The 23,297-nt window shown below is 63.4% G+C and carries 22 protein-coding genes; 13 read left to right on the top strand and 9 right to left on the bottom strand.

All coding sequences use genetic code 11. The features are described from left to right. Positions 1-159: 159 nt before the first annotated feature. From JQ580_RS32130 to JQ580_RS32105, 6 genes are all read right to left on the bottom strand, one after another. Positions 160-1,278 (bottom strand): cobalamin-independent methionine synthase II family protein, encoded by a 1,119-nt coding sequence (locus tag JQ580_RS32130; RefSeq protein ID WP_212285131.1) that lies wholly within the window; start codon positions 1,276-1,278, stop codon positions 160-162. A gap of 24 nt (positions 1,279-1,302) precedes the next feature. Next, positions 1,303-2,019, bottom strand: coding sequence for an ABC transporter ATP-binding protein (locus tag JQ580_RS32125; RefSeq protein WP_212285129.1), 717 nt, complete (start codon positions 2,017-2,019; stop codon positions 1,303-1,305). Next, a complete protein-coding gene (locus tag JQ580_RS32120) occupies positions 2,012-2,767 on the bottom strand; it encodes an ABC transporter ATP-binding protein (RefSeq protein WP_094891507.1) in 756 nt (251 codons plus the stop codon). The genes JQ580_RS32125 and JQ580_RS32120 overlap by 8 nt, the downstream gene beginning before the upstream one ends. Next, the gene (locus tag JQ580_RS32115) at positions 2,764-3,792 is read right to left on the bottom strand and encodes a branched-chain amino acid ABC transporter permease (protein ID WP_212285127.1); all 1,029 of its coding nucleotides are present in this window, start codon (positions 3,790-3,792) and stop codon (positions 2,764-2,766) included. Before JQ580_RS32115 ends, JQ580_RS32120 begins: the two co-directional genes overlap by 4 nt. A gap of 8 nt (positions 3,793-3,800) precedes the next feature. Continuing rightward, positions 3,801-4,670: a branched-chain amino acid ABC transporter permease gene (locus JQ580_RS32110; RefSeq protein WP_212285125.1), complete on the bottom strand. Its 870-nt coding sequence runs from the start codon at positions 4,668-4,670 to the stop codon at positions 3,801-3,803. Positions 4,671-4,847: 177 nt separating this feature from the next. Continuing rightward, complete coding sequence (locus tag JQ580_RS32105; protein ID WP_212285123.1) at positions 4,848-6,026, bottom strand: ABC transporter substrate-binding protein; 1,179 nt, start codon at positions 6,024-6,026, stop codon at positions 4,848-4,850. Positions 6,027-6,590: 564 nt separating this feature from the next. Here JQ580_RS32105 and JQ580_RS32100 point away from each other — a divergent pair. Next, the gene (locus JQ580_RS32100) at positions 6,591-6,881 is read left to right on the top strand and encodes a hypothetical protein (protein ID WP_212285121.1); all 291 of its coding nucleotides are present in this window, start codon (positions 6,591-6,593) and stop codon (positions 6,879-6,881) included. A gap of 6 nt (positions 6,882-6,887) precedes the next feature. Here JQ580_RS32100 and purU read toward each other — a convergent pair whose 3' ends face one another. Next, on the bottom strand, positions 6,888-7,751 hold the full coding sequence (gene purU, locus JQ580_RS32095; RefSeq protein ID WP_212285119.1) for a formyltetrahydrofolate deformylase: 864 nt from the start codon (positions 7,749-7,751) through the stop codon (positions 6,888-6,890). A gap of 172 nt (positions 7,752-7,923) precedes the next feature. Between purU and JQ580_RS32090 the strand changes: the two genes are divergently transcribed. Further along, on the top strand, positions 7,924-8,766 hold the full coding sequence (locus JQ580_RS32090; protein WP_212285117.1) for a uroporphyrinogen-III synthase: 843 nt from the start codon (positions 7,924-7,926) through the stop codon (positions 8,764-8,766). A gap of 123 nt (positions 8,767-8,889) precedes the next feature. Further along, the gene (locus JQ580_RS32085) at positions 8,890-10,152 is read left to right on the top strand and encodes an MFS transporter (RefSeq protein ID WP_212285115.1); all 1,263 of its coding nucleotides are present in this window, start codon (positions 8,890-8,892) and stop codon (positions 10,150-10,152) included. A gap of 5 nt (positions 10,153-10,157) precedes the next feature. Here JQ580_RS32085 and JQ580_RS32080 read toward each other — a convergent pair whose 3' ends face one another. After that, complete coding sequence (locus JQ580_RS32080) at positions 10,158-10,832, bottom strand: Crp/Fnr family transcriptional regulator (protein ID WP_212285113.1); 675 nt, start codon at positions 10,830-10,832, stop codon at positions 10,158-10,160. A gap of 339 nt (positions 10,833-11,171) precedes the next feature. Here JQ580_RS32080 and JQ580_RS32075 point away from each other — a divergent pair, with 339 nt between their 5' ends. From JQ580_RS32075 to JQ580_RS32050, 6 genes are all read left to right on the top strand, one after another. Continuing rightward, complete coding sequence (locus JQ580_RS32075) at positions 11,172-11,993, top strand: ABC transporter ATP-binding protein (RefSeq protein WP_212285111.1); 822 nt, start codon at positions 11,172-11,174, stop codon at positions 11,991-11,993. Further along, complete coding sequence (locus JQ580_RS32070) at positions 11,990-13,921, top strand: long-chain fatty acid--CoA ligase (RefSeq protein ID WP_212285109.1); 1,932 nt, start codon at positions 11,990-11,992, stop codon at positions 13,919-13,921. The genes JQ580_RS32075 and JQ580_RS32070 overlap by 4 nt, the downstream gene beginning before the upstream one ends. Before the next feature lie 13 nt (positions 13,922-13,934). Then, positions 13,935-14,828, top strand: coding sequence for a branched-chain amino acid ABC transporter permease (locus JQ580_RS32065; protein ID WP_212285107.1), 894 nt, complete (start codon positions 13,935-13,937; stop codon positions 14,826-14,828). A 3-nt stretch (positions 14,829-14,831) separates the two neighbouring features. After that, positions 14,832-15,905, top strand: coding sequence for a branched-chain amino acid ABC transporter permease (locus JQ580_RS32060; protein WP_212285105.1), 1,074 nt, complete (start codon positions 14,832-14,834; stop codon positions 15,903-15,905). A gap of 43 nt (positions 15,906-15,948) precedes the next feature. After that, the gene (locus JQ580_RS32055; protein WP_212285104.1) at positions 15,949-17,232 is read left to right on the top strand and encodes an ABC transporter substrate-binding protein; all 1,284 of its coding nucleotides are present in this window, start codon (positions 15,949-15,951) and stop codon (positions 17,230-17,232) included. Between the two features lie 118 nt (positions 17,233-17,350). Further along, entirely contained in the window at positions 17,351-18,190 is an 840-nt protein-coding gene (locus JQ580_RS32050; RefSeq protein WP_212285102.1) for an ABC transporter ATP-binding protein, read from the top strand. Here JQ580_RS32050 and JQ580_RS32045 read toward each other — a convergent pair. Continuing rightward, positions 18,187-19,338 carry an AGE family epimerase/isomerase gene (locus JQ580_RS32045; protein WP_212285100.1) on the bottom strand — a complete coding sequence of 384 codons (1,152 nt, stop codon included), beginning with the start codon at positions 19,336-19,338 and terminating at the stop codon, positions 18,187-18,189. The two genes, JQ580_RS32050 and JQ580_RS32045, sit on opposite strands and share 4 nt — an antisense overlap. 86 nt (positions 19,339-19,424) lie before the next feature. On the opposite strand from JQ580_RS32045, the gene JQ580_RS32040 reads away from it, so the two are divergent. The 4 genes from JQ580_RS32040 (at position 19,425) to JQ580_RS32025 (ending at position 23,076) form a co-directional block, all read left to right on the top strand. Beyond that, entirely contained in the window at positions 19,425-20,648 is a 1,224-nt protein-coding gene (locus JQ580_RS32040) for a phenylacetate--CoA ligase family protein (protein WP_212285098.1), read from the top strand. Between the two features lie 524 nt (positions 20,649-21,172). Further along, positions 21,173-21,700, top strand: a complete 528-nt coding sequence (locus JQ580_RS32035; protein WP_212285096.1) for a hypothetical protein — start codon at positions 21,173-21,175, stop codon at positions 21,698-21,700. A gap of 120 nt (positions 21,701-21,820) precedes the next feature. After that, positions 21,821-22,618, top strand: coding sequence for a ParB/RepB/Spo0J family partition protein (locus JQ580_RS32030; protein WP_212285094.1), 798 nt, complete (start codon positions 21,821-21,823; stop codon positions 22,616-22,618). 290 nt (positions 22,619-22,908) lie between these two features. Continuing rightward, on the top strand, positions 22,909-23,076 hold the full coding sequence (locus JQ580_RS32025; RefSeq protein WP_249134594.1) for a hypothetical protein: 168 nt from the start codon (positions 22,909-22,911) through the stop codon (positions 23,074-23,076). The last annotated feature ends 221 nt before the right edge of the window (positions 23,077-23,297 follow it).

The raw sequence follows: 23,297 nt of genomic DNA, 5'->3' as shown, positions 1-23,297 counted from the left end.
TGGGCTCGCGCCTGGACGCGGCGCAGCGCTTCTTTAGCCGTGCGCTGTGGAGCCGGGCCTGTATCTCCGAAGAGCAAGTTAGCAGCATGAGTCCCAGGTCTGCGCAGCAACGCTAGAGCGTTGCTGCGCGTCAGGGACACGAGCGCAGCTAGCAGCGCCTCAGTTACCCCACACTTCCTTGGCGATTTCGACCGCAAGGCTGAGCTTCGCCCACTGCTCTTCCTCGGAAAGGACGTTGCCCTCTTCGGTCGAGGCAAAGCCGCATTGCGGCGAGAGCGCGAGTTGCTCCAGCGGGGCGAACTTGGCGGCTTCTTCCAGGCGGCGCTTGATGTCGTCTTTCTTTTCGAGCTCGCCGAACTTCGAGGTGATGACGCCGACTACGACGATCTTGTTGCCCTTGGGCAGGAAGCGCAGCGGCTCGAAACCGCCGGCGCGGTCGCTGTCGTACTCAAGAAAATAGCCGTCGTAATTGGTGCCGGCGAGCATAGTCTCGGCCACCGGCTCGTAGCCACCCGAGGAAATCCAGGTCGAGCGGAAATTGCCGCGGCAGACATGCGTCGTCACCACCATGTCGGCAGGCTTCTCGGCCAGCGCGTAGTTGATGATGCGGGCATAGATCTGCTGGAGACCGTCCGGATTGTCGCCGCGCTCGCGCGCCTTCTGCAATTCGTCCTGCGAGCAGAGATAAGCCCATACAGTGTCGTCGAACTGGAGATAGCGGCAGCCTGCGTCGTAGAAGGCCTTGACGGCTTTCCGATAGGTCTTGCCGAGGTCTTCGTAGAAGGCCTCGAGATCGGGATAGACCTCCTTCGAGATCGCCTTGCGGCCGCCGCGGAAATGCAGCACCGCGGGCGACGGGATCGTCATCTTGGCGGTGACGTGGGCTTGGTCGGCGACCTTCTTCAGGAAGCGGAAGTGGTCGAGCATCGGGTGATCGGCGGGGAAGTCGAGCTTGCCGATGACCCGGACAGCGTCGTGCCGGGTCTCGACGCCCGCGAACTGGATGCCAGCGTCGGGATGAAACAGCTCGCAGCCGGTAAGCTTGGCCAGGAAGTCGAAATGCCACCAGGAGCGGCGGAATTCGCCGTCGGTCGCGAGCTGCAGGCCGATCGAGGCCTGCTTGTGCACGACCTTCTCGATCTCGATGTCCTCGATCTTGCGCAGATCGTCGGCCGAGATTTCGCCCTTCTCGAGCCGGCTACGGGCTTCCTTGATCTTGGCCGGACGCAGAAGACTGCCGACCTCGTCGGCGCGGAAGGGGGCTTTGGTTCGCTGCATGTCTTACTCCCTGGACATTCTAATTTAGTGAGCCGCCGCCCCGGCGACGCCGAGATGGCGTTCCAGGACCGAAGGGTCGGTTTTCAGCGCGGCGCTCGGAGCGTCGTGGACGATCGTTCCGCGCTCCAATATCACAACGCGGTCGGCCAGCCCCAGAATCTTTTGGGCATTCTGTTCGACGATGATCGAGCAGATGCCGCCTGCCCGCGTGATGCTGCCGATCGCCTTCAAGAGCTCCTCGACGATGATGGGAGCAAGGCCCTCGGTCGGCTCGTCCAGCAGCAGCACTTTCGGGTTGAGAGTGAGTGCGCGGCCGATCGCCAGCATCTGCTGCTCGCCGCCGGAGAGTTGGTTGCCGAAATTGCTCCGCCGCTCCTTCAGCCGCGGGAACATCTCGTAAACCTTCTCGACCGTCCATGGACCGGGCTGCGCGACCGCGGTCATGTTCTCTTCGACCGTCAGCGAGCGAAAGATATTGCGCTCCTGCGGCACCCAGCCAATGCCGGCGCGTGCCCGCTGGTCGGGCCGGAGCGACGTGACATCGACGCCGGCGAGCGTCACGCTGCCCGAGAAGCGGCGGGTCACGCCGACGATCGAATTGATCAGCGTGGTCTTGCCGGTGCCGTTGCGGCCCAGCAGCGCCAGCACCTGCCCCTCGGCGAGGCGCAAGGACATGTTGGGCAGCACGACCGCCTCGCCGTAGCCGGCGCGCAACGCATCGATCGCGAGCAGGTCAGACATTGACTGCCTCCTCGCCGAGATAGACCGCCTTGACCTGCGGATCGCGCGCGACCTGCTCGGGCGGGCCCTCGGTGAGCAGCGCGCCCGAAACCAGCACGGAAATGCGGTCGGCGAAGGAGAACACGAGGTCCATGTCGTGCTCGATCAAGAGCACGGTGACGTCGCGCGGCAGGCTGCCGACGACCGCGAGGATGTCGTGGCGCTCACTCTCCGGCACGCCGGCGGCGGGCTCGTCGAGCAGCAGCACGCGCGGCTTGGCGGCGATCGCGACCGCGATCTCGAGCAGGCGCTGCTTGCCATAGGGCAGCGTCACGGTCTGTTCGTTCATGACGTCGAGCAGATGGAAGCGCGCGAGCAGATCGGCGATCTCACCGTTGACGTCGCTGCGCGTGCCCATCCGCCGCCACCAGTCGCCGCCATGGCCGAGGCGCTCGGAGACCGCGAGGCCAATGGTCTCGAGCGGCGTCAGGTCAGGATAGAGCTGGTTGATCTGGAAAGTGCGCGACAAGCCGCGCAGCACGCGTTTGTGCACGGGAAGATCGGTGATGTCCTGGCCTTCGAGCAGGATGCGGCCGGAGTTGGGCTTGAGCACACCGGTGAGTTGATTGATCACTGTGGTCTTGCCGGCGCCGTTAGGACCGATCAGCGCGTGACGGGCGCCCTGCTCGATCTTCAAGGAGAGATCGCGGGTGACCCGCAGGCCGCCGAATTGCTTTTCGAGGTTCTGGGTTTCGAGCGCGATGGTCATGCGTCGCTCTCCGGCACGGCGACGACCGCCTTGCGACCGGCAACCTGCTTGATGATCAGGTTCGGCACGTACAGCACCCAGCGATGCAGGCGCTGGCGCCCGACCAGCACGATCACGACCAGCACGAGGCCGATCCAGAACTGCCAGTATTGCGGGGTAATCGTGGAGAACACTTCCTGGAGCATGCGGAAGATCACCGCACCGATCAGCCCGCCATAGAGATAACCGGTGCCGCCGATGACCAGCACCAGCATGAGGTCGGCGGATCGCTCGAAGGCGAAGACGTCGAGCGAGGCGATCGCGGTGGTTTGGGTGAACAGCGCGCCCGCGACGCCGGCATAGAATGCCGCGAGCGTATAGATCGCGACCAGGCGCCGATTGACGGGGATGCCGATCGCGGCGGCGCGCAGCGGATTGTTCTTGATTGCGCGCAGCGACAGGCCGAACGGCGAATGCACGACGCGGCGGGCGAACAGGAACAGCAGGAACAGGACGGTGAGTGAATAGAAGAAGCCGGCCTTGCCGAACATGTCGAAAGGGATCGCGCCGAGGATCGGCTGCATCTCGATGCCCTGCAGGCCGTCGGTGCCGCCGGTGATGTTGGAGAAGCGCTCGGCGAGCGCTTCCAGCAGCAAAGCGATGCCAAGCGTCACCATCAGCCGCGTGAGATCGACGCCGCGGATCACCAGAAAGCTGGTGGCAAAGCCGAGCACCATCGCGGCAAGGCCGGCGGCAATCAGCGCCAGCACGGGCTCGTTGACGATACCATGAAGCGCGAGCAGCCCCGCCGCATAGGCGCCGACGCCGAAGAAAGCGGCATGTCCCAGCGAGACGATGCCGGCATAGCCGAGGATGAGATCCAGCGACATCGCAAACAGCGCCAGCCGCAGGATGTCGGTCATGATCAGATAGCGCGAGGGAAATGCGAAGCCGCAGGCCAGCACGATCAGCCAGAAGGCGACCTCGCCGTAGTGCCAGCGCGCTTGGCGCTGGGCGTGATATCCGACGTCGGACGAAGCGCTCATCGGCGGACTCAACGCGCGGCCGTGCGGCCGAACAGGCCGTTCGGGCGCCAGATCAGAATCACGATCATCATGGTATAGATCACGAACGGGCCCATCTTCGGCACGTAGTATTTGCCGGCGACGTCGCCGATGCCGAGCAGGAGCGATGCCAAGAACGGGCCGGTGATCGAGGTCGAGCCGCCGACGGTGACCACGATTAGGAAATAGATCATGAACTTCAGCGGGAAGTAAGGATCGAGGCCGAGGATCTCGGCGCTCAGCGCGCCGCCGAGGCCGGCGAGCCCGCATCCGAAGGCAAAGGTGAAGGCGAACACTTGGGGGACGTTGATGCCGAGGCCGCTCGCGGCGCGCGGATCGTCGACGGCGGCGCGCAACCGGCTGCCGAAACGCGTCTTGGCCAAAACCATCTGGAGGCCGATGGTGAGCAAGCCGCAGATCACGATGATCATAAGTCGGTAGCGTCCGATACCGACTCCGAACAGATCGAACTGGCCCTGGAGCGCGGCCGGCAGGTTGATGAAGACCCGCGACGAGCCCTGGATATAGTCGACGGCGGCGACCGACATGAAGGTCAGGCCGATGGTGAACAACACCTGGTCGAGATGACTGCGCGCGTAGAGGTGGCGGTAGAGCGTGCGCTCGAGCGCGATGCCGATCGCGGCTGACGAGACGAAAGCAAGCGGCAGCGCCGCAAAGAACGGCCAGCCCATCCGGTTGACCAGCACCATGCAGACATAGCCGCCCGCCATGGCGAAGGCGCCATGGGCGAGATTGACGAAGTTCATCAATCCGAGCGTGACCGCGAGCCCGCACGCGAGCACGAACAGCAGCATGCCGTAGGCGACGCCGTCGAACAGGTTGGTAAGGATCGAGGTCATCAGGCGTCTTGGATCATTCTCGGGTATAGCAATGGGCCGTGCTGCTCCCTCTCCCGCTTGCGGGAGAGGGCTGGGGAGCGGGTGTTTCCGCCAAGGGACTGTCCCTTTATGGAGAGAGCCCTCACCCGACGCTTCGCGTCGATCTCTCCCGCAAGCGGGAGAGATGAAGCAAGCGTGTCACTTCTTGGTCTTCCCGAGATCCTTGACGGCCTCGAAAGTCTGGAACTCGACGTTGTAGAGTTCGCCGTCGACCTTCTCGACCTTGCGGATGTAGATGTTCTGCACGATGTCGCGGGTCTCGGGGTCGATCGAGATCGGGCCGCGCGGGCTCTCCCACTTCTGCCCCTTCATGGCCTCGACCAGCTTGGTGCCATCGGTGTCGCCATTCGTTTTCTTGAGCGCCTCGTAGATCAGGTGGATGCCGTCATATCCGCTCACCGCCATGAAGCCGGGACGATTGCCGAACGCCTTCTTGTAGGCTGCGACGAAATCCTTGTTCATCTGCGAGGGGTGCGCCGCCGAGTAGAGATGCGCGGTGACCGTGCCGAGCACGGCGTCACCCATGTTGTTGAGCAGGTCGTCGTCGGTGACGTCGCCCGGTCCGATCACCTTGATGCCGGCCTTGTCGAGGCCGCGCTCGGCATACTGCTTCATGAAGTTGCCGCCCTGGCCGGCCGGCACGAACACGAAGATCGCATCGGGCTTGGCGTCCTTCATGCGCTGCAGGAACGGCGCGAAGTCGGGATTGGCGAGCGGCGTCTTGACTTCCTCGACCACCTCGCCGCCGCCCGCGGTGAAGTTCTGCTTGAAGAAATTCAGCGCGTCATTGCCCGGCGCGTAGTCGGACGTCAGCGTCGCCACCTTCTTGATGCCGTTCTTCACCGCCCAGTCGCCAATGATGGTCGAGGACTGCGCCAGCGTGAAGCTGGTGCGTACGATATAGGGCGAACGCTCTGTGATGATGGAGGTGCCGGCCGCCATCACGACCTCCGGAATCTTGGCCTGGGTGGCCAGCGGCGCCGCCGCCAGCGCGGCCGGTGTCACGCCGAAGCCTGCGATGAAGTTGACCTTGTCGTTGACGATCAGCTCCTGCGCGGCGGTCTTGGTTTTATCCGGGATCGCGGCGTCGTCCTTGAGGATGATCTCGATCTTCTTGCCGGCGACGGTGTCGCCCTTCTGCTGCATGTAAAGCTTGATCGCATTTTCGATCTGCTTGCCGGTCGAGGCCTGGCCGCCGGTCATCGGCAGGATCAGGCCGACCTTGACGGTGTCCTCGGCTTTGGCGGGCGCAAGGCCTGCAACGCCAGCGATGGCGGCTGCTGCTAAGGTGCGTGAAAAAATTCTGCGTTCGTACATCAGATGTCCCTCCCCGTCATTCCTGACCTGTTGTGCGCCAGACCGAGTACCCGGTCCTTGCCGCGCTCTAAACCCACGGACAAGCCATGCCGCGCGGCAACATGGCGTCCTCCGCAACCCCGTTGTCAATCGGACGTTGGGCGACCATTCGGCGCAAGCCGCGCGATCGGATTGACGGCAGGGGAGATATTTGTACGATTGTACAAATAAAATGGCGCTGTCAACAACAAAGCCCTTTGTTGCTCGACCTTGCCCCTCCGCGTCATGCCTCAGTCTAAGAGCGCCCGGCGCCGCCGTGGTTGGATAAATCCGCCTCCACTTTGCAGAATTCGAACATTCGCCAAACCAAGGCGAAGTTACCCCCGCCCGGCCGAAATACGGATTGTATACCGTAACAGCTTGCGAGAGCCGAACAACACCGGATTTTGGCGTATTATTGTACCTTTTTGTATACAATCAAATTCGCCGCCGAATAGGCCAATTTTACCTGTTGAGGATTAAGGTGCGCCGTTCGCGTCCATCGGGCGCCCCGTCAGCCGCGCCTGGTCCAGTCCGACCCAGAAGATGCTCATGCGTACCCGTTTGCCCTCGACCGCTGCCGTCATTGCCTTGCTGGCCTCCAGCCTCGCGGGCTGCGGCACCGTCAACGAAAGACTCTCCGCCGGCATGGGCGACTACGTCCCGCAATGGGCCGGCGGGCTGCCGGCCGATGCCCCGCCACGGGCGGGCACGCCGCAATACGACGCCTACATGAAGGAACGCGAACGCAAGCGGCTGATGCCGGCGGCGGATCGCGAGAAGGAAGAGCAGGCGCAGAAGGCCGCGACGGGGACGTCGGGCAGCGCGGTGCGTTAGGCCCCCTTAATCCACGAAAACAACGGTCTTGCGGCCGTTGAGGATAACGCGGTCGTCGAGATGGTAGCGGATCGCGCGGGCCAGCACCCGCCGTTCGATGTCACGGCCCTTGCGGACGAGATCCTCCGGTGTGTCGCGATGGCTGATGCGCTCGACGTCCTGGTCGATGATCGGGCCCTCGTCCAGGTCGCGCGTGACATAGTGCGCGGTGGCGCCGATCAGCTTGACGCCGCGCTCATGAGCCTGGTGATAGGGCTTTGCGCCCTTGAAGCCGGGCAGGAACGAGTGGTGGATGTTGATGCAGCGCCCCGAAAGCTTCGCCGACAGATCGTCCGACAGGATTTGCATGTAGCGGGCCAGCACGACGAGATCGGTCTTCGTGTTATCCACGAGGTCCATGATCTGGCCCTCCTGCTCGCGCTTGGTCTCCTTGGTCACGGGCAGATAGTGGAACGGGATATCCCCGAAATCGAGGCCGCCATAGACCTCGCGCGGATGGTTGGAGACGATCGCAGCAAGCGTCATCGGCAGTTCGCCGGTGCGCCAGCGATAGAGGATGTCGACCAGGCAGTGGTCCGACTTCGACACCAGCAGCATCACCTTGCGGTGCGCCGCCCGATCGCGCATCTGCCAGTCCATGCCGAAACGCTCGGCGATCGCGGCGAAGCCGGTCTGCAGCGCGGACAGTTCCACGGCGAGATCGGCTGCGGTGAACACCACGCGCATGAAGAACTTTTTGGTCTCGATGTCGTCGAACTGCTGGGCATCGAGAATGTTCTGTCCGTTGTGGGCCAGGAAGGTCGACACCGCCGAGACGATGCCGGGGCGATCCGGACAGGACAGGGTCAGAACATATTGATGATCGGGCATGTTGGAACGGGCTTGGCTCTGATGAAGGTTTGTGCAGCGGCTACCGGACGCGCCGCGATTTGCGCCCTGCTCTAGCACCGACGCGCCGCTTGCGCCAATCCCGGGGCTTGCTTCGGCGTAAAGCGTGGGGTCAGGATGAACGAACGATTGCGACTTATCCCGGAGCATTCCCATGGCCGACCGTTTGAACGGCACCCGCATCCTGATCCTGGAAACGCGCGAGGAAGCGCAGTTTTCGAAGCTGCTGGCCGAGCAAGGCGCCGATGTCGTGCAATGCCCGATGTTCACCATCCACGACGCACCGGACCCCGCCCCCGTCGAGGCCTGGATCCGCCGCGCCATCGAGAAGCCCTTCGACGACCTCGTGATGATGACCGGCGAAGGCCTGCGGCGGATCATGAAACTCGCCGTCGCCCGCGGGCTCGACCAGGCGCTGGTGATGGCCCTCGCCAAGTCGCGAAAGTTCACCAGGGGGCCGAAGCCCGGCAAGGCACTGCGCGAGGTCGGCCTCGAGGCGCAGCAGACCACGGAGAAGCCAACCACCGAGGGCGTGATCGAGATGCTGGGAAAGCTCGACCTGAAGGGACGGCGCCTCGGCCTGCAGCTCTATCCGGACAAGGACCACGGCGCGTTGACCGGCGCGCTGGCCGCGCAGGGCGCCGATGTCGATAGCGTGCTGCCCTATGTCTACGATTCCAAGGCCGCCGATGCCAACATCGTCACCGCCATCGACGACATGGCCAAGGGGCGAATCGACTCCATTGCGCTGACCAATCTCGGCCAGGTCCGGCGGCTGATCGAGGCCGCGAAGGCGCATGGCAGCGAGGCGAAGCTGCGCGCTGGTCTGGAGCGGACGCTGATCGCCTCGGTGGGACCGGCGGTCTCGGGCGAGCTCGCCGCGCATGGCCTGCGCACCGACGTCTCACCGGCGGACGAAGCCTATTTCATGCGCCCGCTGATCTCGGCCATGGCCACGGCGCTGGCGGGACGGAAGCCGAGAACGACGACGAGCTAAGAGTTGAGCGCAAGGGCGGCCTGCAGCAGCTCCAATTGACACGACCATCACCGGCGATACGTTGCCGACGGACACAAGAAACAACTGGGGCAAGGGAATCGCCGTGATACGAGTCATCGCGCTGTGAGCGCAGCCGCACGGCCCTCGGCGCTCGCGCCATTCCGCATCCGCAACTATCGTTTCCAGTGGCCTTCCGACCTGCTCACCTCCTGGGCGTTCGAGATCGAGACGCTGGTGCTCGGCTGGTACATCCTGGTCGAGACCGGCTCCGTGCTGCTGCTCACCGTGCTGGGGTCGCTTCAGTATGTCGGGACACTCGTCGCACCGGTGCTCGGTATGATCGGCGATCGCATGGGTCATCGCGATCTATTGGTCGTGCTGCGCCTCACCTATACGGTGCTCGCCTCGACCACCATGGTACTGGCGCTGACGGGCCATCTCGGGCCACTCAAGGTCATGATCATCGTGACGATCATGGGCCTGATCCGCTCCTCCGATCTCGGCCTTCGCAGCGCATTGCTCGCCGGCATCATGCCGGCCGAGCTGCTGGTCGGCGCGATCAGCCTGTCACGCACGACCCAGGACAGCGCGCGCATTGCCGGAGCGCTGACGGGAGCCGGCCTCTTCGCCGCGCTCGGCATCGGACTGGTCTATGCGGCGGTCGCCTGCCTCTACCTGTTAGCCGCGGTTCTCATGTTCTGCCTGACCCGGCCGAAGAGGTCCGTTGTTACGACCGATCTACCGGCGAACAGCCGCGCTGTTTCACGACTGCTGGACGAACTGAAGGAAGGGATGGTCTACGCCTGGAATGGCCCGGCAATGGGCGCCGCGCTGTCTGTCGCTTTCCTGGCCAATCTCACAGCATTTCCGTTCACCAGCGGACTATTGCCCTACATCGCGCGCGACATCTTTCACACCGACCAGACCGGCCTTGGCTATCTCTCGGCAAGCTTCGCCGTCGGCTCGCTGATCGGCTCGATCACGCTCAGCCTGGTCGGCGGACTGCGCATTGCCCGGCTCCTGATCGGCGCGACGCTGGCCTGGTACGCCGTGCTGCTGGTGTTCGTCGAGATCAGGACGATGCCTGTGGCGATGGCCTGCCTCGTTCTCGCCGGCATCGCCCAGAGCATGTCGATGATCTCGGCCGCGGTGATCCTGATGCGCACGGCGAGCGCGCATCTGCGCGGCCGCGTCATGGGTGTGCGCATGATGGTGATCTACGGCCTGCCGCCCGGCCTGCTCGCGGCCGGCAGCCTGATCGACATCATCGGCTATTCCGCGACGGGTTCGCTCTATGCCGCTGCGGGGTTCATCGCGATGCTGGCGATCGCGATCCGCTGGCGCGCCGATCTCTGGCCGGTGCACGCACCCGCAAATGCGCGCTAAGGCGCCTAATCCCCGTACCCGCGCAGCTTCTCGACATCGAGGATGGTGACGCCGCCATATTCGAGCCGAAGCAGCCCCTCCTTTTCGAGCCGGTTCAGCGCGCGGTTGGCATTCTGGCGGGACATGCCGGAGAGCGCGCCGATCTCCTCCTGGGTGATCTCCAGATGGGCGGTCGATTCCGGGTAGAGGATCGGGTTGAACAGCGAGGCTATGCCGCGGGCGAGGCGCGCGGTGGCATCCAGCGTACGGTTGACCTCGAGCATGCCGATGAACTGTCCGAGCCGCTCGTTGAGCTGGCGCACCAAAAAGCGGTTGAAGCCGACGCTGTTCTCGAACAGCCACATGAAGGCGCTGCGTTCCATCAGCGCGACGCGGCTGTTGCGCAGCGCGACCACGTCGTAGCGGCGCGGCTCGTTCTTGAGGACACTGCCCTCGCCGAACCAGGCCCCTGCCGTGAGACCGGCAAGGCTCGTTTCCTTGCCGTCGCGCGAAACGCCGCCCATCCGGGCGAGGCCAAAGACCATGCCGGCCCAATAGTCGAAGGTGTCGCCGCGCATGAACACGGTCTCTCCGGTGCCATAGGACCGCTCGGTGATGCCTGCGCGAGCGACTTCGATCTCAGCCTGCGTGAGCTCACGTGACCAGGCGGCGACGCGCTTCAGTTGATCCTCTGAAATCATGATCGCGAAGCCAGCCGCACTGTAACGTCACCCAAGTCTTCTGCTGCACCGCAACACGATCGTTTCGGCAGCCATCCGACGAAAGACGAAGGCTGCGGCCACCCGAAAAACTTTGTCGCAGAATTGTCAGCCGGGAGACATTTCAAAATAGCGCTTTCCCCTATTGAGAGCCACCTCGGGCGATGCGGCTTTTGATCCCCAGCGGGAATGAGAGCGGCGCGGCCTTCGGTGGAGACCATCTGCTGCATGGCCTCACCGGCACGGCCGTACTAGGATCGCACCGAGAGGAACCGACGAAGAGCGCCGCTGAACGCGCCATCACCGGGAGGGAATTGTTTGGTGGCTACCAGTCTTGAAGTGCGCGGCGTGTCCTTGCGATTCGGCGGCGTCCGGGCGCTGACCGATGTCAGCTTTGCCATCCGGGAAGGCGAGCTGTTCTCGATCATCGGCCCCAACGGGGCCGGCAAGACCTCGATCGTGAACTGTATTTCCGGTCGCTACAAGCCGACCGAAGGCCAGCTGTTCTACCGGGGCCGTGACATCACCGGCATGACGCCGAATGCGCGGGCCTCGCTCGGGATCGGCCGCACCTTCCAGAACCTCGCTCTGTTCCACCATATGAGCGTGCTCGACAACATCATGGTCGGGCGCCACCACCTTCTGAAGAACAATTTCCTCACGGGCTCGCTGTACTGGCTCACCGGCGCACGCAAGGAGGAGCTCGAGCATCGCCGCAAGGTAGAGGAAATCATCGACTTCCTCGACCTGCAGTCGGTGCGAAAAGCCACCGCCGGCACCCTCTCCTACGGCCTGCGCAAGCGCGTGGAGCTCGCGCGCGCCATGGCGCTGGAGCCGCGTCTCATTCTCCTCGACGAGCCGATGGCCGGCATGAATTTCGAAGAGAAGGAGGACATGGCCCGCTACATCGTCGATCTCAACGAGGAATTCGGGATGACGGTGGTGATGATCGAGCACGACATGGGCGTGGTGATGGACATCTCCCACCGCGTCATGGTGCTGGATTTCGGCAAGAAGATCGCCGAAGGCGATCCGGCAACGGTGCTCGCCGATCCGCACGTCAGGCGCGCCTATCTGGGCGAAGAAGACGAGGTCCTGGTGGATCCCGACGACGCTGCCCCCGCGCAGGAGAGCGCGGCATGATGGATTACGCAGGCCGCGTCGCCCAGGCCGACACCTATCCGAAGATGCTCCGGCTCAATGCCAGGGAGCACGGCAGCGAGATCGCCCTGCGCGAGAAGGATCTCGGGCTCTGGCGCGTGTTCACCTGGAACGACTACCAGACGCGGGTGCGCGATTTCGCGCTCGGCCTTGTCGAGCTGGGTCTCGGGCGCGGTGACGTCATCGGCATCATCGGCGACAACCGGCCGGACTGGATCGCGGCGGAAGTGGCAACGCACGCCATCGGCGGCCTCAGCCTCGGACTTTATCGCGACGTGCTGGATGAAGAGGCCTCCTATCTGCTCAACTATGGAGAAGCCCAGCTCGTCTTCGCCGAGGACGAGGAGCAGGTCGACAAGCTGCTTGTGCTGGCGGAACGCGCGCCGAGGCTGAAGCACATCATCTATTCCGACCCGCGCGGCATGCGGAAATACGACGATCCCAGGCTGATGTCGGCCGAGAAATTCGCAGAACTCGGCCGCGCCCGCGCCACCCGCGAGCCCGAGCTGTACGACAGATTGGTCGATGCCACCAAGGGCGAAGACGTCGCGATCCTCTGCACGACGTCGGGCACGACGTCCCATCCCAAGCTCGCGATGCTGGCCGCCGGCCGTGTGCTCGGCCACTGTGCTACTTATCTCGCCTTCGATCCGAAGGGACCGGATGACGAATACGTCTCGGTGCTCCCGCTGCCGTGGATCATGGAGCAGGTCTACGTGCTCGGCAAAGGCCTCCTGTGCCGGATGAAGATCAACTTCGTCGAAGAACCCGACACGATGATGAACGACCTGCGCGAGATCGCGCCGACCTTCGTCCTGTTCGCGCCCCGCGTCTGGGAATCGATCGCCGCGGATGTCCGCGCCAAGGTGATGGATGCCACCCCTCTCAAGCAAAGCCTGTTCGATCTCGGGATGAAGAGCGGCCTCGCCGCGCTCGAGCAAGGCAAGCGCTCGGGCCTTGCCGACGCCATCCTGTTCCGTGCATTGCGCGACCGCCTCGGCTTCACCAGGCTGCGCTCGGCCGCGACCGGCGGCGCCGCGCTCGGGCCCGAGACCTTCAAGTTCTTCCAGGCCATGGGCGTGCCGCTGCGCACGCTCTACGGCCAGACCGAGCTACTGGGGGCCTACACGCTGCATCCCGAGGGCAAGGTTGATCCTGATACCACGGGCGTGCCGATGTCCGACCAAGTCGAGATCCGCATCGATAATCCCGACGTCCACGGCGTCGGCGAGATCGTGGTGCGGCATCCCAACATGTTCCTCGGCTATTACAAGAATCCCGAGGCCAGCGTCGCCGACATCAAGGACGGCTGGATGCTGTCGGGCGATGCGGGCTATTTCAATGCCAACCATCAGCTCGTCGTCATCGACCGCATCAAGGATCTCGCCGAGACCTCGCGCGGCGAGCGCTTCTCGCCGCAGTTCATCGAGAACAAGCTGAAGTTCTCGCCCTATATCGCCGAAGCCGTCGTGCTCGGGGCCGACCGCGATGCGCTCGCGGCGATGATCTGCATCCGCTATTCCATCATCTCGAAATGGGCGGAGAAGAACCGCCTCTCCTTCACGACCTACAGCGACCTCGCCTCGCGGCCGGAGGTCTATGCGCTGCTCCGCAGGGAGGTCGAGACGGTCAACGCCACGCTGCCGCCGGCGCAACGCATCTCGCGGTTCCTGCTGCTTTACAAGGAGCTCGATGCCGACGACGGCGAGCTCACCCGCACGCGAAAGGTTCGGCGCAGCGTCATCAACGAGAAATATGAAGGCATCATCGATGCGATCTACCGCGGCGACCCCGAGATCCCTGTCGACACCGTGATCCGCTTCCAGGACGGCACCACGCAGCGCGTGCGGACGACGCTGCGCGTGGTGGACCTGGGCGGCCACGGTCACATGGCGGAAGCCGCGGAGTGAAGGATAGAATGAGATGAACACAGCCTTCCTCATCCAGCTCCTGGTCAACGGGCTCGTGGTCGGCACGCTCTACGGCGTGGTCGCGATGTCGTTCGTGCTGATCTACAAGGCAACGCAGGTCGTTAACTTCGCGCAAGGTGAATTGCTGCTGGTTGGGGCCTGGGTGTGCTGGGCCCTGCTCGCCAAATACCAGGTGCCGTTCTGGATCGGCATGCCGATGACGCTGGTGTTCATGTTCGTGTTCGGCATCGCGATCCAGGTGCTGATCCTGCGGCCGATGATCGGCGAGCCCATCATATCCGTGATCATGGTGACGATCGGCCTCTCCACCGTGCTGCAGGCGACGCTGAAATGGATGTTCGGCGTCAACCCGCAGCCGTTCCCGCGCGTATTCGAGAGCCAGTCGGTCAACTTGCTCGGCTTGCAGATCCAGACCGTCTACGTCATGAGCCTCGTGGTCTCGGTCGCCATGATGATCGGCATGGCCTGGTTCTTCCGCGCCTCCAAATACGGCCTTGCGATGCGCGCCACCGCGTTCAACCAGCAGGTCGCGCAATCCCTCGGCATTTCAGTGAAGAGCGTGTTCGCGATGGCCTGGGCGATCTCCGCGACGGTATCGGCGGTCGCGGGCGTCGTCGTCGCGGTGGTGAACGGCGTGTCCTCGGGCCTTGCCGCTTATGGCATCAAGGTATTTCCCGCGGCGATCCTCGGCGGGCTCGATTCCGTCGGCGGCGCCGTACTCGGCGGGATCATCATCGGCCTGCTCGAGAACGTCGCGCAATATGTCGACAGCGAATATCTGCACTGGGGCAATCTCTACGAGATCGCGCCGTTCTACGTCCTCATCATCGTGCTGATGATCAAGCCCTACGGCCTGTTCGGCACCCACGACATCGAGCGGATCTGATTCATGGCCGGCCCTGCCCTCATTCCTGCTGGTGATTTCCGCACCTCCTACGCGGCCGACACCACGATCTTTCCAACCACAACGAGCCGCAACTTCGCAATTGCGGGCGTGCTGTTGCTATGTCTGGCGCCGCAGTTCTTCAGCGGCTACTGGCTCAGCGTCCTGATCCAGATCGGCATCTTTTCGATCGCGGCGCTAGGTCTCAACATCCTGGTCGGCTTCACCGGACAGATCTCGATCGGGCATGCCGCCTTCTTCCTGCTCGGCGCCTTTACCTCGGCCTACATCTCCAACAACGCACCGATCCCGGTGTTCTTCGCGATCCCGCTCGCGGGCGTCATCACCGCGCTGGTTGGACTGATCTTCGGTATCCCGGCGGCAAGGCTGAAGGGGCTCTATCTCGTCATTGCGACGCTGGCCGCGCAATATATCCTGCTCGACTTCTTCTCCCGCGCCGAGTGGTTCACCGGCGGCTCGGTACCGGCGAGCGCCAATCCCTTCTCGATCTTCGGCTACACGCTTCGCGGCGACAAGCAGTATTTCTACGTCGTGCTGGCCTATGTGCTGCTCTGCTACATTCTGGTCACCAATCTGATGCGCACGCGCGACGGCCGTGCGCTGGTGGCGATCCGCGACCATTATCTGTCCGCCGAGATCATGGGCATCAACCTCACCAAATACCGCACGCTGTCGTTTGGCTTGGCGGCCTTCTTCGCCGGCATCGCCGGCGCGCTCTATGCGCATTACCAGCTCGTGGTGTCGCAGGAAGGTTTCGGCATCGAGCGCTCGATCCTGTTCCTTGCCATGATCATCATCGGCGGCACCGGATCGATCATGGGCACGCTGATGGGCACCGCGTTCGTCGTGCTGCTGCCGGAGTCCATGGAATTCCTGAGCGGCCACCTGAAGGGAGGCGCGATCGACAAGGCTCTGTCGCTCAACAACAACCTTACCTTCCTGCGCGAGATCGCCATCGGGGTCATCATCATCGCCTTCCTGATGTTCGAGCCCGACGGGCTCGCGCATCGTTGGCGACAGATCAAGACATACTGGAAACTCTACCCGTTCTCGCATTGAGCGCGGGCAACTTCACCAAAAAAATAACAGGAGGAACCGACCCATGAAGACCAAATCCTTTTTGAGCACCGCGTCGCTCGCGCTTCTCATCGCGGCTTTTTCCGCCGGGGCGCAAGCGCAGATCGCAGTTGGCCACCTCGAGGATCGCTCAGGCGGCACGTCCGACGTCGGCACACCCTATGGCCAGGCCGTCGCCGACACATTCGCCTGGGTCAACAAGAACGGCGGCGTCGGCGGCAAGCAGCTCAACGTCGACACCAACGACTATGGCTACCAGGTTCCGCGCGCGATCGCGCTCTACAAGAAGTGGTCGGCGCCGGACAGCAAGGTCGCCGCGATCATGGGTTGGGGCACCGCCGACACGGAGGCGCTGACCGGCTTCCTCGCCCAGGACAAGATCCCCGATATGTCCGGCTCCTATGCCGCAGCCCTCACCGATCCCGAAGGCGTCAGCGGCAAGGCCAAGCCCGCGCCCTATAACTTCTTTTACGGCCCGAGCTATTCGGACTCGCTACGTGCGATGCTGATCTGGGCAGCCGAGGACTGGAAGGCCAAAGGCAAGTCCGGCAAGCCGAAATTCGTCCACATGGGCGCCAATCATCCGTATCCGAACGCGCCGAAGGCCGCGGGCGAAGCCATGGCGCAGGAGCTCGGCTTCGAAGTGCTGCCGCCGCTCGTGTTTGCTTTGGCGCCGGGCGACTACAGCGCCCAGTGCCTGAGCCTGAAGTCCTCGGGCGCCAACTACGCCTATCTCGGCAACACCGCGGCCTCCAACATCTCGGTGATGAAGGCGTGCAAGACCGCGGGCGTCGAGATCCAGTTCATGGGCAATGTCTGGGGCATGGACGAGAACGCCGCCAAGACGGCCGGCGACGCCGCCAACGGCGTGATCTTCCCGCTGCGTACTGCGGTGAGCTGGGGTGGCGATGCGCCCGGCATGAAGACGGTGATGGAAATCTCCAAGATGTCCGACCCCACCGGAAAGGTCTATCGCCCGGTGCACTACATCGCGGCCGTCTGTTCGTCGCTCTACATGAAGGAAGCGCTCGACTGGGCCGCCAAGAACGGCGGCGCCACCGGCGAGAACGTCCGCAAGGGCTTCTATCAGAAGAAGGATTGGGTCCCGGCCGGGATGGAAGGCGTCTGCAATCCTTCGACCTGGACCGAAAAGGACCACCGCGGCACGCTGAAGGTCGACCTTTATCGCACCAAGATCACAGGCGCGACCGACGGCGACCTCAACGATCTCATGGCCAAGGGCGCGATCAAGCTCGAGAAGGTCAAGACCGTCGAGCTGCCGCGCAAGGCTGAGCTGCTGGGCTGGTAACAGCAACTTCCGACGTCATGGCCGGGCTTGTCCCGGCCATCCACGTCCGACGGCATGAAGAACGTGGATGCCCGGGACAAGCCCGGGCATGACGAGAAGAAGATCGGCGACATATCCCATGACCGAAACCATCGAAGCTCCTCGCTCCACGCCCACCGCTGTGGCTCCCGCCCCGCTCCTCGCCGTGCGCAACATCGAGGTGGTCTATGACGACGTCATCCTGGTGCTGCGCGGCCTCAGCCTCGACGTCCCCAAGGGTGCGATCGTGGCGCTGCTGGGCGCCAACGGCGCCGGCAAGTCGACGACGCTGAAAGCGATCTCGGGGCTACTCAAAACAGAGGACGGCGAGGTCACGCGCGGGGAGATCCTGTTCGAGGGGGAGAGGATCAACGGCATCGATCCCGACAAGATCGTCCGCCGCGGCATCTTCCAGGTGATGGAGGGACGGCGCATCGTCTCCGACATGACGTCGCTGGAGAACCTCAAGCTCGGCGCCTTCACGCGACGGGACCGCGAGGTCGATGCCGATATCGACATGGTCTTCACCTATTTCCCGCGCCTGAAGGAGCGCACGGGTCTGGCCGGCTATCTCTCCGGCGGCGAGCAGCAGATGCTCGCCATCGGCCGCGCGCTGATGGCGCGGCCGAAGATGATCCTGATGGACGAGCCGTCGATGGGCCTGTCGCCGCTGCTGGTGAAAGAGGTGTTCGCGATCATCCAGAAGATCAACCGCGACCTCGGCGTCACCATCCTTCTGGTCGAGCAGAACGCACGCGCCGCGCTGTCGGTGGCAAGCCACGGTTACATCATGGAGCAGGGCAAGGTCGTGCTCGACGGCACCGCTGACGAGTTGCGCGACAACGAGGACGTCAAGGAATTCTACCTCGGCGGCGCCGGCGACCAGCGCAAGAGCTTCAAGAACCTCAAGAGCTTCAAGCGGCGCAAGAGGTGGCTCTAACCCAGCACCTGCTCCGCTTCCGTGACTGCGCAGAGAACATGATAGAACGACGACGCGGGAATGGTGTCGATCAGCGACTTGCCGTCGCGATCGAACTGGTCGTACCAGCCGCCCCTCACGGGATGGCTGAGATAGTGCCGTTCGAGCCGCACCAGCGCCGCACGCGCCTCGTCCGCTGCGCCCGGCTCGCCGGACTCGGCCTGCGCGATCCACGCCTTCGCGATCTCGGTCTGCGGCCAAAGCCGGCGCGTGCCGCGGCGAATGTTGCCGACGTCGTCCCCCTCGTCGATCAGGCAACCCGTGGCCTCGTCGCGATACCGCAGCGCGGTCGCAAGCAACTCGGCGCGCCGCTGACCGGTCGGGCATCCCGTGATGCGTTCAAAACCTTTCAGCAGCCAGACCCATTCCGCCTGATGGCCCGGCTCGACGCTGACAGGCTCGATCTTCGACCAGTCCTCCTCGAAATACTCCGTAAGGATGCGCTTCTGCTTGTCGTAGAGATTGGCGAGGAACAGCGCAAAAAACTCGCCGGCACGGTTCTGAAACGACAGATCATGGGTTGCGTCGAAACACGCGATCATCGCCTCGAACAGATGCATGTGCGGGTTTTGTCGGCGCGGCAGCGAAACCGGAAGGCCTTCGTGCACGCCGCCATGCGGCGAACGGAGATGGCCGTCGAGGAAGGCCAGCAGCGCGTCGATCTCGGCACGAATTTGAGCGTCCCGGTCGAGCGCGTAGACGGTCGCGAGCGCGAACAGGATGAAAGCGTGGTCGTAGGCATCGCGCCGGCCGTCCAGCACCGTCCCCTCCGGCGTCAGCCGGTGTACGTAACCGGGCCGGCCGTCGGGCGCTTTGGCTTTGCTGAGCAGATGCTCCAGCCCCTTCAGCGCGATGGCACGGCCCTCAGGGTACCAGCCCATTTGTGCGGCCTTGGCGTAGCAATAGATCTGGCGCGCCTGCACGAACACGCGCCGCGGCGCAGCCGCATCCGCAGCGCCGTCGTGGTGCAGCCGGTCGATGAACCCGCCGGCGGCAGGATCCCAGCCGACGGTCGACCACAGCGGCAGCGCCTCCTCGATCATGCGGCGCTTCAGGCGCGCGACGACGTCCGTCGCCTCCCCCGCCGCCATGATTCCTTCGTCCGCCATCGCGTCCTCTCCGGGCCTTGCCAGTGGCCGTCTGATACCCACGCCGGCGGCGGCGCGCAACGGATGCCAACACGGAAAGAACAGCCATGACCGCCCACTACGACGCCCGCGAGACGCGCGAACAAGCGGCCCGCGAGGCCGATCTGTTCTCCCGCCTGCCGGAGGTGCTGCGAGCCGCGACGGCCGCACCGGCCTATGCCGAGCGGCTGAGAGGCATCGATCCGGCCGCCGTGACCTCCAGGGCCGCTCTGGCGGGTCTGCCGGTCTTGCGCAAGTCGGAACTGCCCGCGCTGCACAAGGCCTCTGCACCCTTCGGAGGCTTCGTGGCAGCGCCCGCCGGCTCATTCGCCCGCCTCTTCACCTCCCCCGGCCCGATCTTCGAGCCGGAGGGACGGCAGGCCGATCCCTGGCGGGGCGCAAGGGCGTTGTTCGCGGCCGGGTTCCGGCCCGATGACATCGTCCTCAACACCTTCAGCTACCACCTCACCCCGGGCGGCTTCATCTTCGACGCCTCGGCCCGCGCGCTCGGCTGTGCCGTGATCCCGGCGGGGCCCGGCAATACCGAACAGCAATTCGAGCTGATCGAAGCTTACCGCCCGGTTGGCTACAGCGGCACGCCGGACTTCCTGAAGATATTGCTCGATGCGGCCGCCAGTTCAGGCCGCGACGTCTCCTCGATCAAGCGCGCACTGGTTTCCGGCGCGGCGTTCCCGCCCTCGCTCCAGGCCGAGCTCCAGGCGCGCGGCATCGACGCCTACCAGGCCTTCGGAACCGCCGATCTCGGACTCATCGCGTTCGAGACCGAGGCGCGGGAGGGCATGGTCGTGAACGAAGACCTGATCCTGGAAATCGTCAAGCCCGGCACCGGCGATCCCGTCGCGTCGGGCGACGTCGGCGAGATCGTGGTGACGTCGCTCGATCCCCACCATCCGTGGATCCGGCTCGCCCTTGGCGACCTCACCGCGGCGCTGCCGGGTCCGAGCAAGTGCGGCCGCACCAACATGCGCATCAAGGGCTGGATGGGCCGCGCCGACCAGACCACCAAGGTCAAGGGCATGTTCATCCGCCCCGAACAGATCGCCGAGATCGGCAAGCGCCATTCGGAACTCGGAAGGCTCCGCCTCGTCGTCACACGCCATGGCGAGAGCGATGCGATGACGCTCAAAGCGGAAACGGCGATTGTGAATGACGCCCTGCGCGAAGAGGTTGTGGCAAGCTTGCGCGCCGTGACGAAACTTGGCGGAAGCGTCGATCTAGTCGGTGTCGGCCTACTGCCGAACGACGGCAAGGTGATCGCGGACGAGCGGTAGCCGACCTGGCTTAGGTAACAGCGAATATTCGCAAAAGCTGAGCCCCATTGAGCCGTAGATCTGCGCAAAAACCCGAAGATTTCCGGGACTTGTGCGCCACTGGCGAGAGGCGGGATGGAAAATAACAGGGAATACCAAACTGCGATCAGCGAATTCTTCCTCAAAGAACAGCGAATGTATCGAGCCGAAGCAGGGAAGCTTTCCGGCAACCAGGGGGTGAGCGCGCACGACGCCCCGCTGATCTCCCCTTAGCCGGAAGCAGCTGAGCAGGAGGGTGGCCAAGCTGAATCGCTTGAGGCCCTTCTTGCAGCGATTGTGGACCAGCGCTTGTCACGGCCTTGTGATGGATTCCGAAAATCCAATAGGAGGCCTCTACATTCGCCAATTGGACTCGCCTGCTACCCCCATAGCCCTCCGAATCCGCAATATCGGATTTTGAGCGTTTACCAACGCGGCGCGCCGCTCTCTGCTGCGTCTCCATTCTCCGCTAGCGTCTCCGCACCCGCGACTTCAAGGAGACCGACATGAGCATTCCATTCGACGAGCAGCCGCAGCAGCTTCGCAACGATCCGCCATGGTTCGTCCGGCACGAGCCTCCCGCCACAAAGCGTCGCGGTCGGCCCCGCAACAACCCGGCCTTGGGGGACTTTACGCTCGAGCAGGTCGACCGGATCTATCCGTGGCTGTGCAGGCGGCTCAAGGTACGTCACGTGGCGAAGCGACGTACCGCCGATCATAAGGCCATCAGCGAGTACGCCTACGGACTGTTGACCCGTTGGGCGGGAAAGCGCTTTCCGAACATTGATTGGACGACCCTCCGCAATAAACACACCTTGTGGAAGCGTGGGCACCCGCATCGCGGAGAATACAACACAGATTCCGAGGACTTCGACGCCGAGATTGAGCGACATTTTCCTCCAATCGCTCGCGGTGACGGCGGAATTTCCGTGAACGAATTCCGCCGCTCATCGTGTGAAAAACTCTCCGGGGCACTTCCCCAAAAGAACCCAATTCCGGAGGGAAATTATGCAGATCGAACAACTATCAACTGACACGTTGACACCCTACGCGGGCAATGCCCGAACACACTCGCCAAAGCAGGTCAAGCAGATCGCGCAGAGCATTGAGCGTTTGGGCTTAACAATCCAATTCTGATCGATGATGAAGGTCAGGTGATTGCAGGCCATGGACGTCTTGCGGCCGCAAATCTGCTGAACCTTGAGACGGTCCCCTGTGTGCGCCTTTCGCATCTGAGCGAGACCGACAAGCGCGCCTACGTTCTTGCGGACAATCGTCTAGCTGAAAAGGCGGGTTGGGATAACGCGCTGCTTGCTATCGAACTAAGGGAGCTCGCAGACGTCGGGTTCGACGTCGATTTGACGGGCTTTGAAGCAGCCGAGGTCGACTGCATCATCGAAAACTTCGACGAGGACAGCGAGCAGCCCGAAAACCGGATTCCGGAGCGCGGTGAAGGTCCACCCATAAGCCGCCTCGGAGATACCTGGCGCCTTGGAAAGCACGTCCTCATCTGTGGTGACGCGACGAATCCCGCGGCGTATCGCAATCTCATGGATCGCGAGCGGGCCGACTTCATTTTCACCGACCCACCGTACAATGTACGCATTGGTGGCAACGTATCAGGACTGGGAGTCGTCAAGCATCGTGAATTTGCGATGGTTTCGGGGGAGATGAGCCAGGAGGAATTCACTACCTTCCTCCAAAGGTTTTCCGGCTGCTTTGCCACTACTCGAAGGACGGCTCGATCTACCAGGTCTGCATGGACTGGCGGCATATGCGGGAAATGCTGCTCGCGGGTGATCGGTACTATGCCGAGCTTAAGAACGTCTGCATCTGGAACAAGACCAATGCGGGAATGGGGTCGGTCTATCGCTCCAAGCATGAACTGGTGTTCGTCTGTCCGAGCACAACAAGACCGTACTCGACTACGTACTGTTGCCGACCGACGGTAAGGTGAAACGCACGATCCGCTTTTCCGAGGCAGCGCGAGCGCGGCGAGGAATAATGCGCTTCAAGACCGTCAACGGCCTTGTTCAAGCGGTCACCCGCCGGCTTTTAGCAACACGCCCGGCCTCTAAAGTCACGTCAGCGTCCCGGAGCAAGGGGCCGTAAGCAGCTCGGTCCCGAACTCAGAGGGTTCCGTGGACGACGTTGATACTCGTGATCTACCTCTGGATCTTGTGCTGGTCTTCAGGTTGAGCTTTGATACTCGCCTTTGGACCCGGCCGTTATGAGTGTAAAAATGATTGTCGCAAAAATCCTGACAGACGAGCTTACGTCCATCGGCATCCGGTCGCTGACTGTCCAGGAATCAGAGAGGATCGCGGCTCATATCTTCGAGCGGATCACTGATCTCGAATTGGAGCTAGCCGCACGTGCCTTCGCCTCTGCGCGCCGCGATCGCGATTAGCATTCTCGCGTTTTCGGCGGGGCGGCTTCGACGTAGCGGGCCTGCGAGTGCTGGAGCGCCAGCCCATAGTACTTGGAATTGGCGGCCGAGCCTGGGCCGATACGTTTTCACGACGACTTAGGAAATGCCGGCGCTCGTCCGCTACGTACGCCTCCGACGAGGGCCGTCTTGCGTGACGGGTGGTAATTCGCGAAGCGTGTGACCTTAAGTCTAGCTTTAAG

The sequence above is a fragment of the Bradyrhizobium sp. SZCCT0148 genome (genome assembly GCF_018129985.1).
GTDB classification, from domain to species: Bacteria; Pseudomonadota; Alphaproteobacteria; order Rhizobiales; family Xanthobacteraceae; genus Bradyrhizobium; species Bradyrhizobium japonicum_H.
This window is presented reverse-complemented; position numbering and strand designations above follow the sequence as displayed.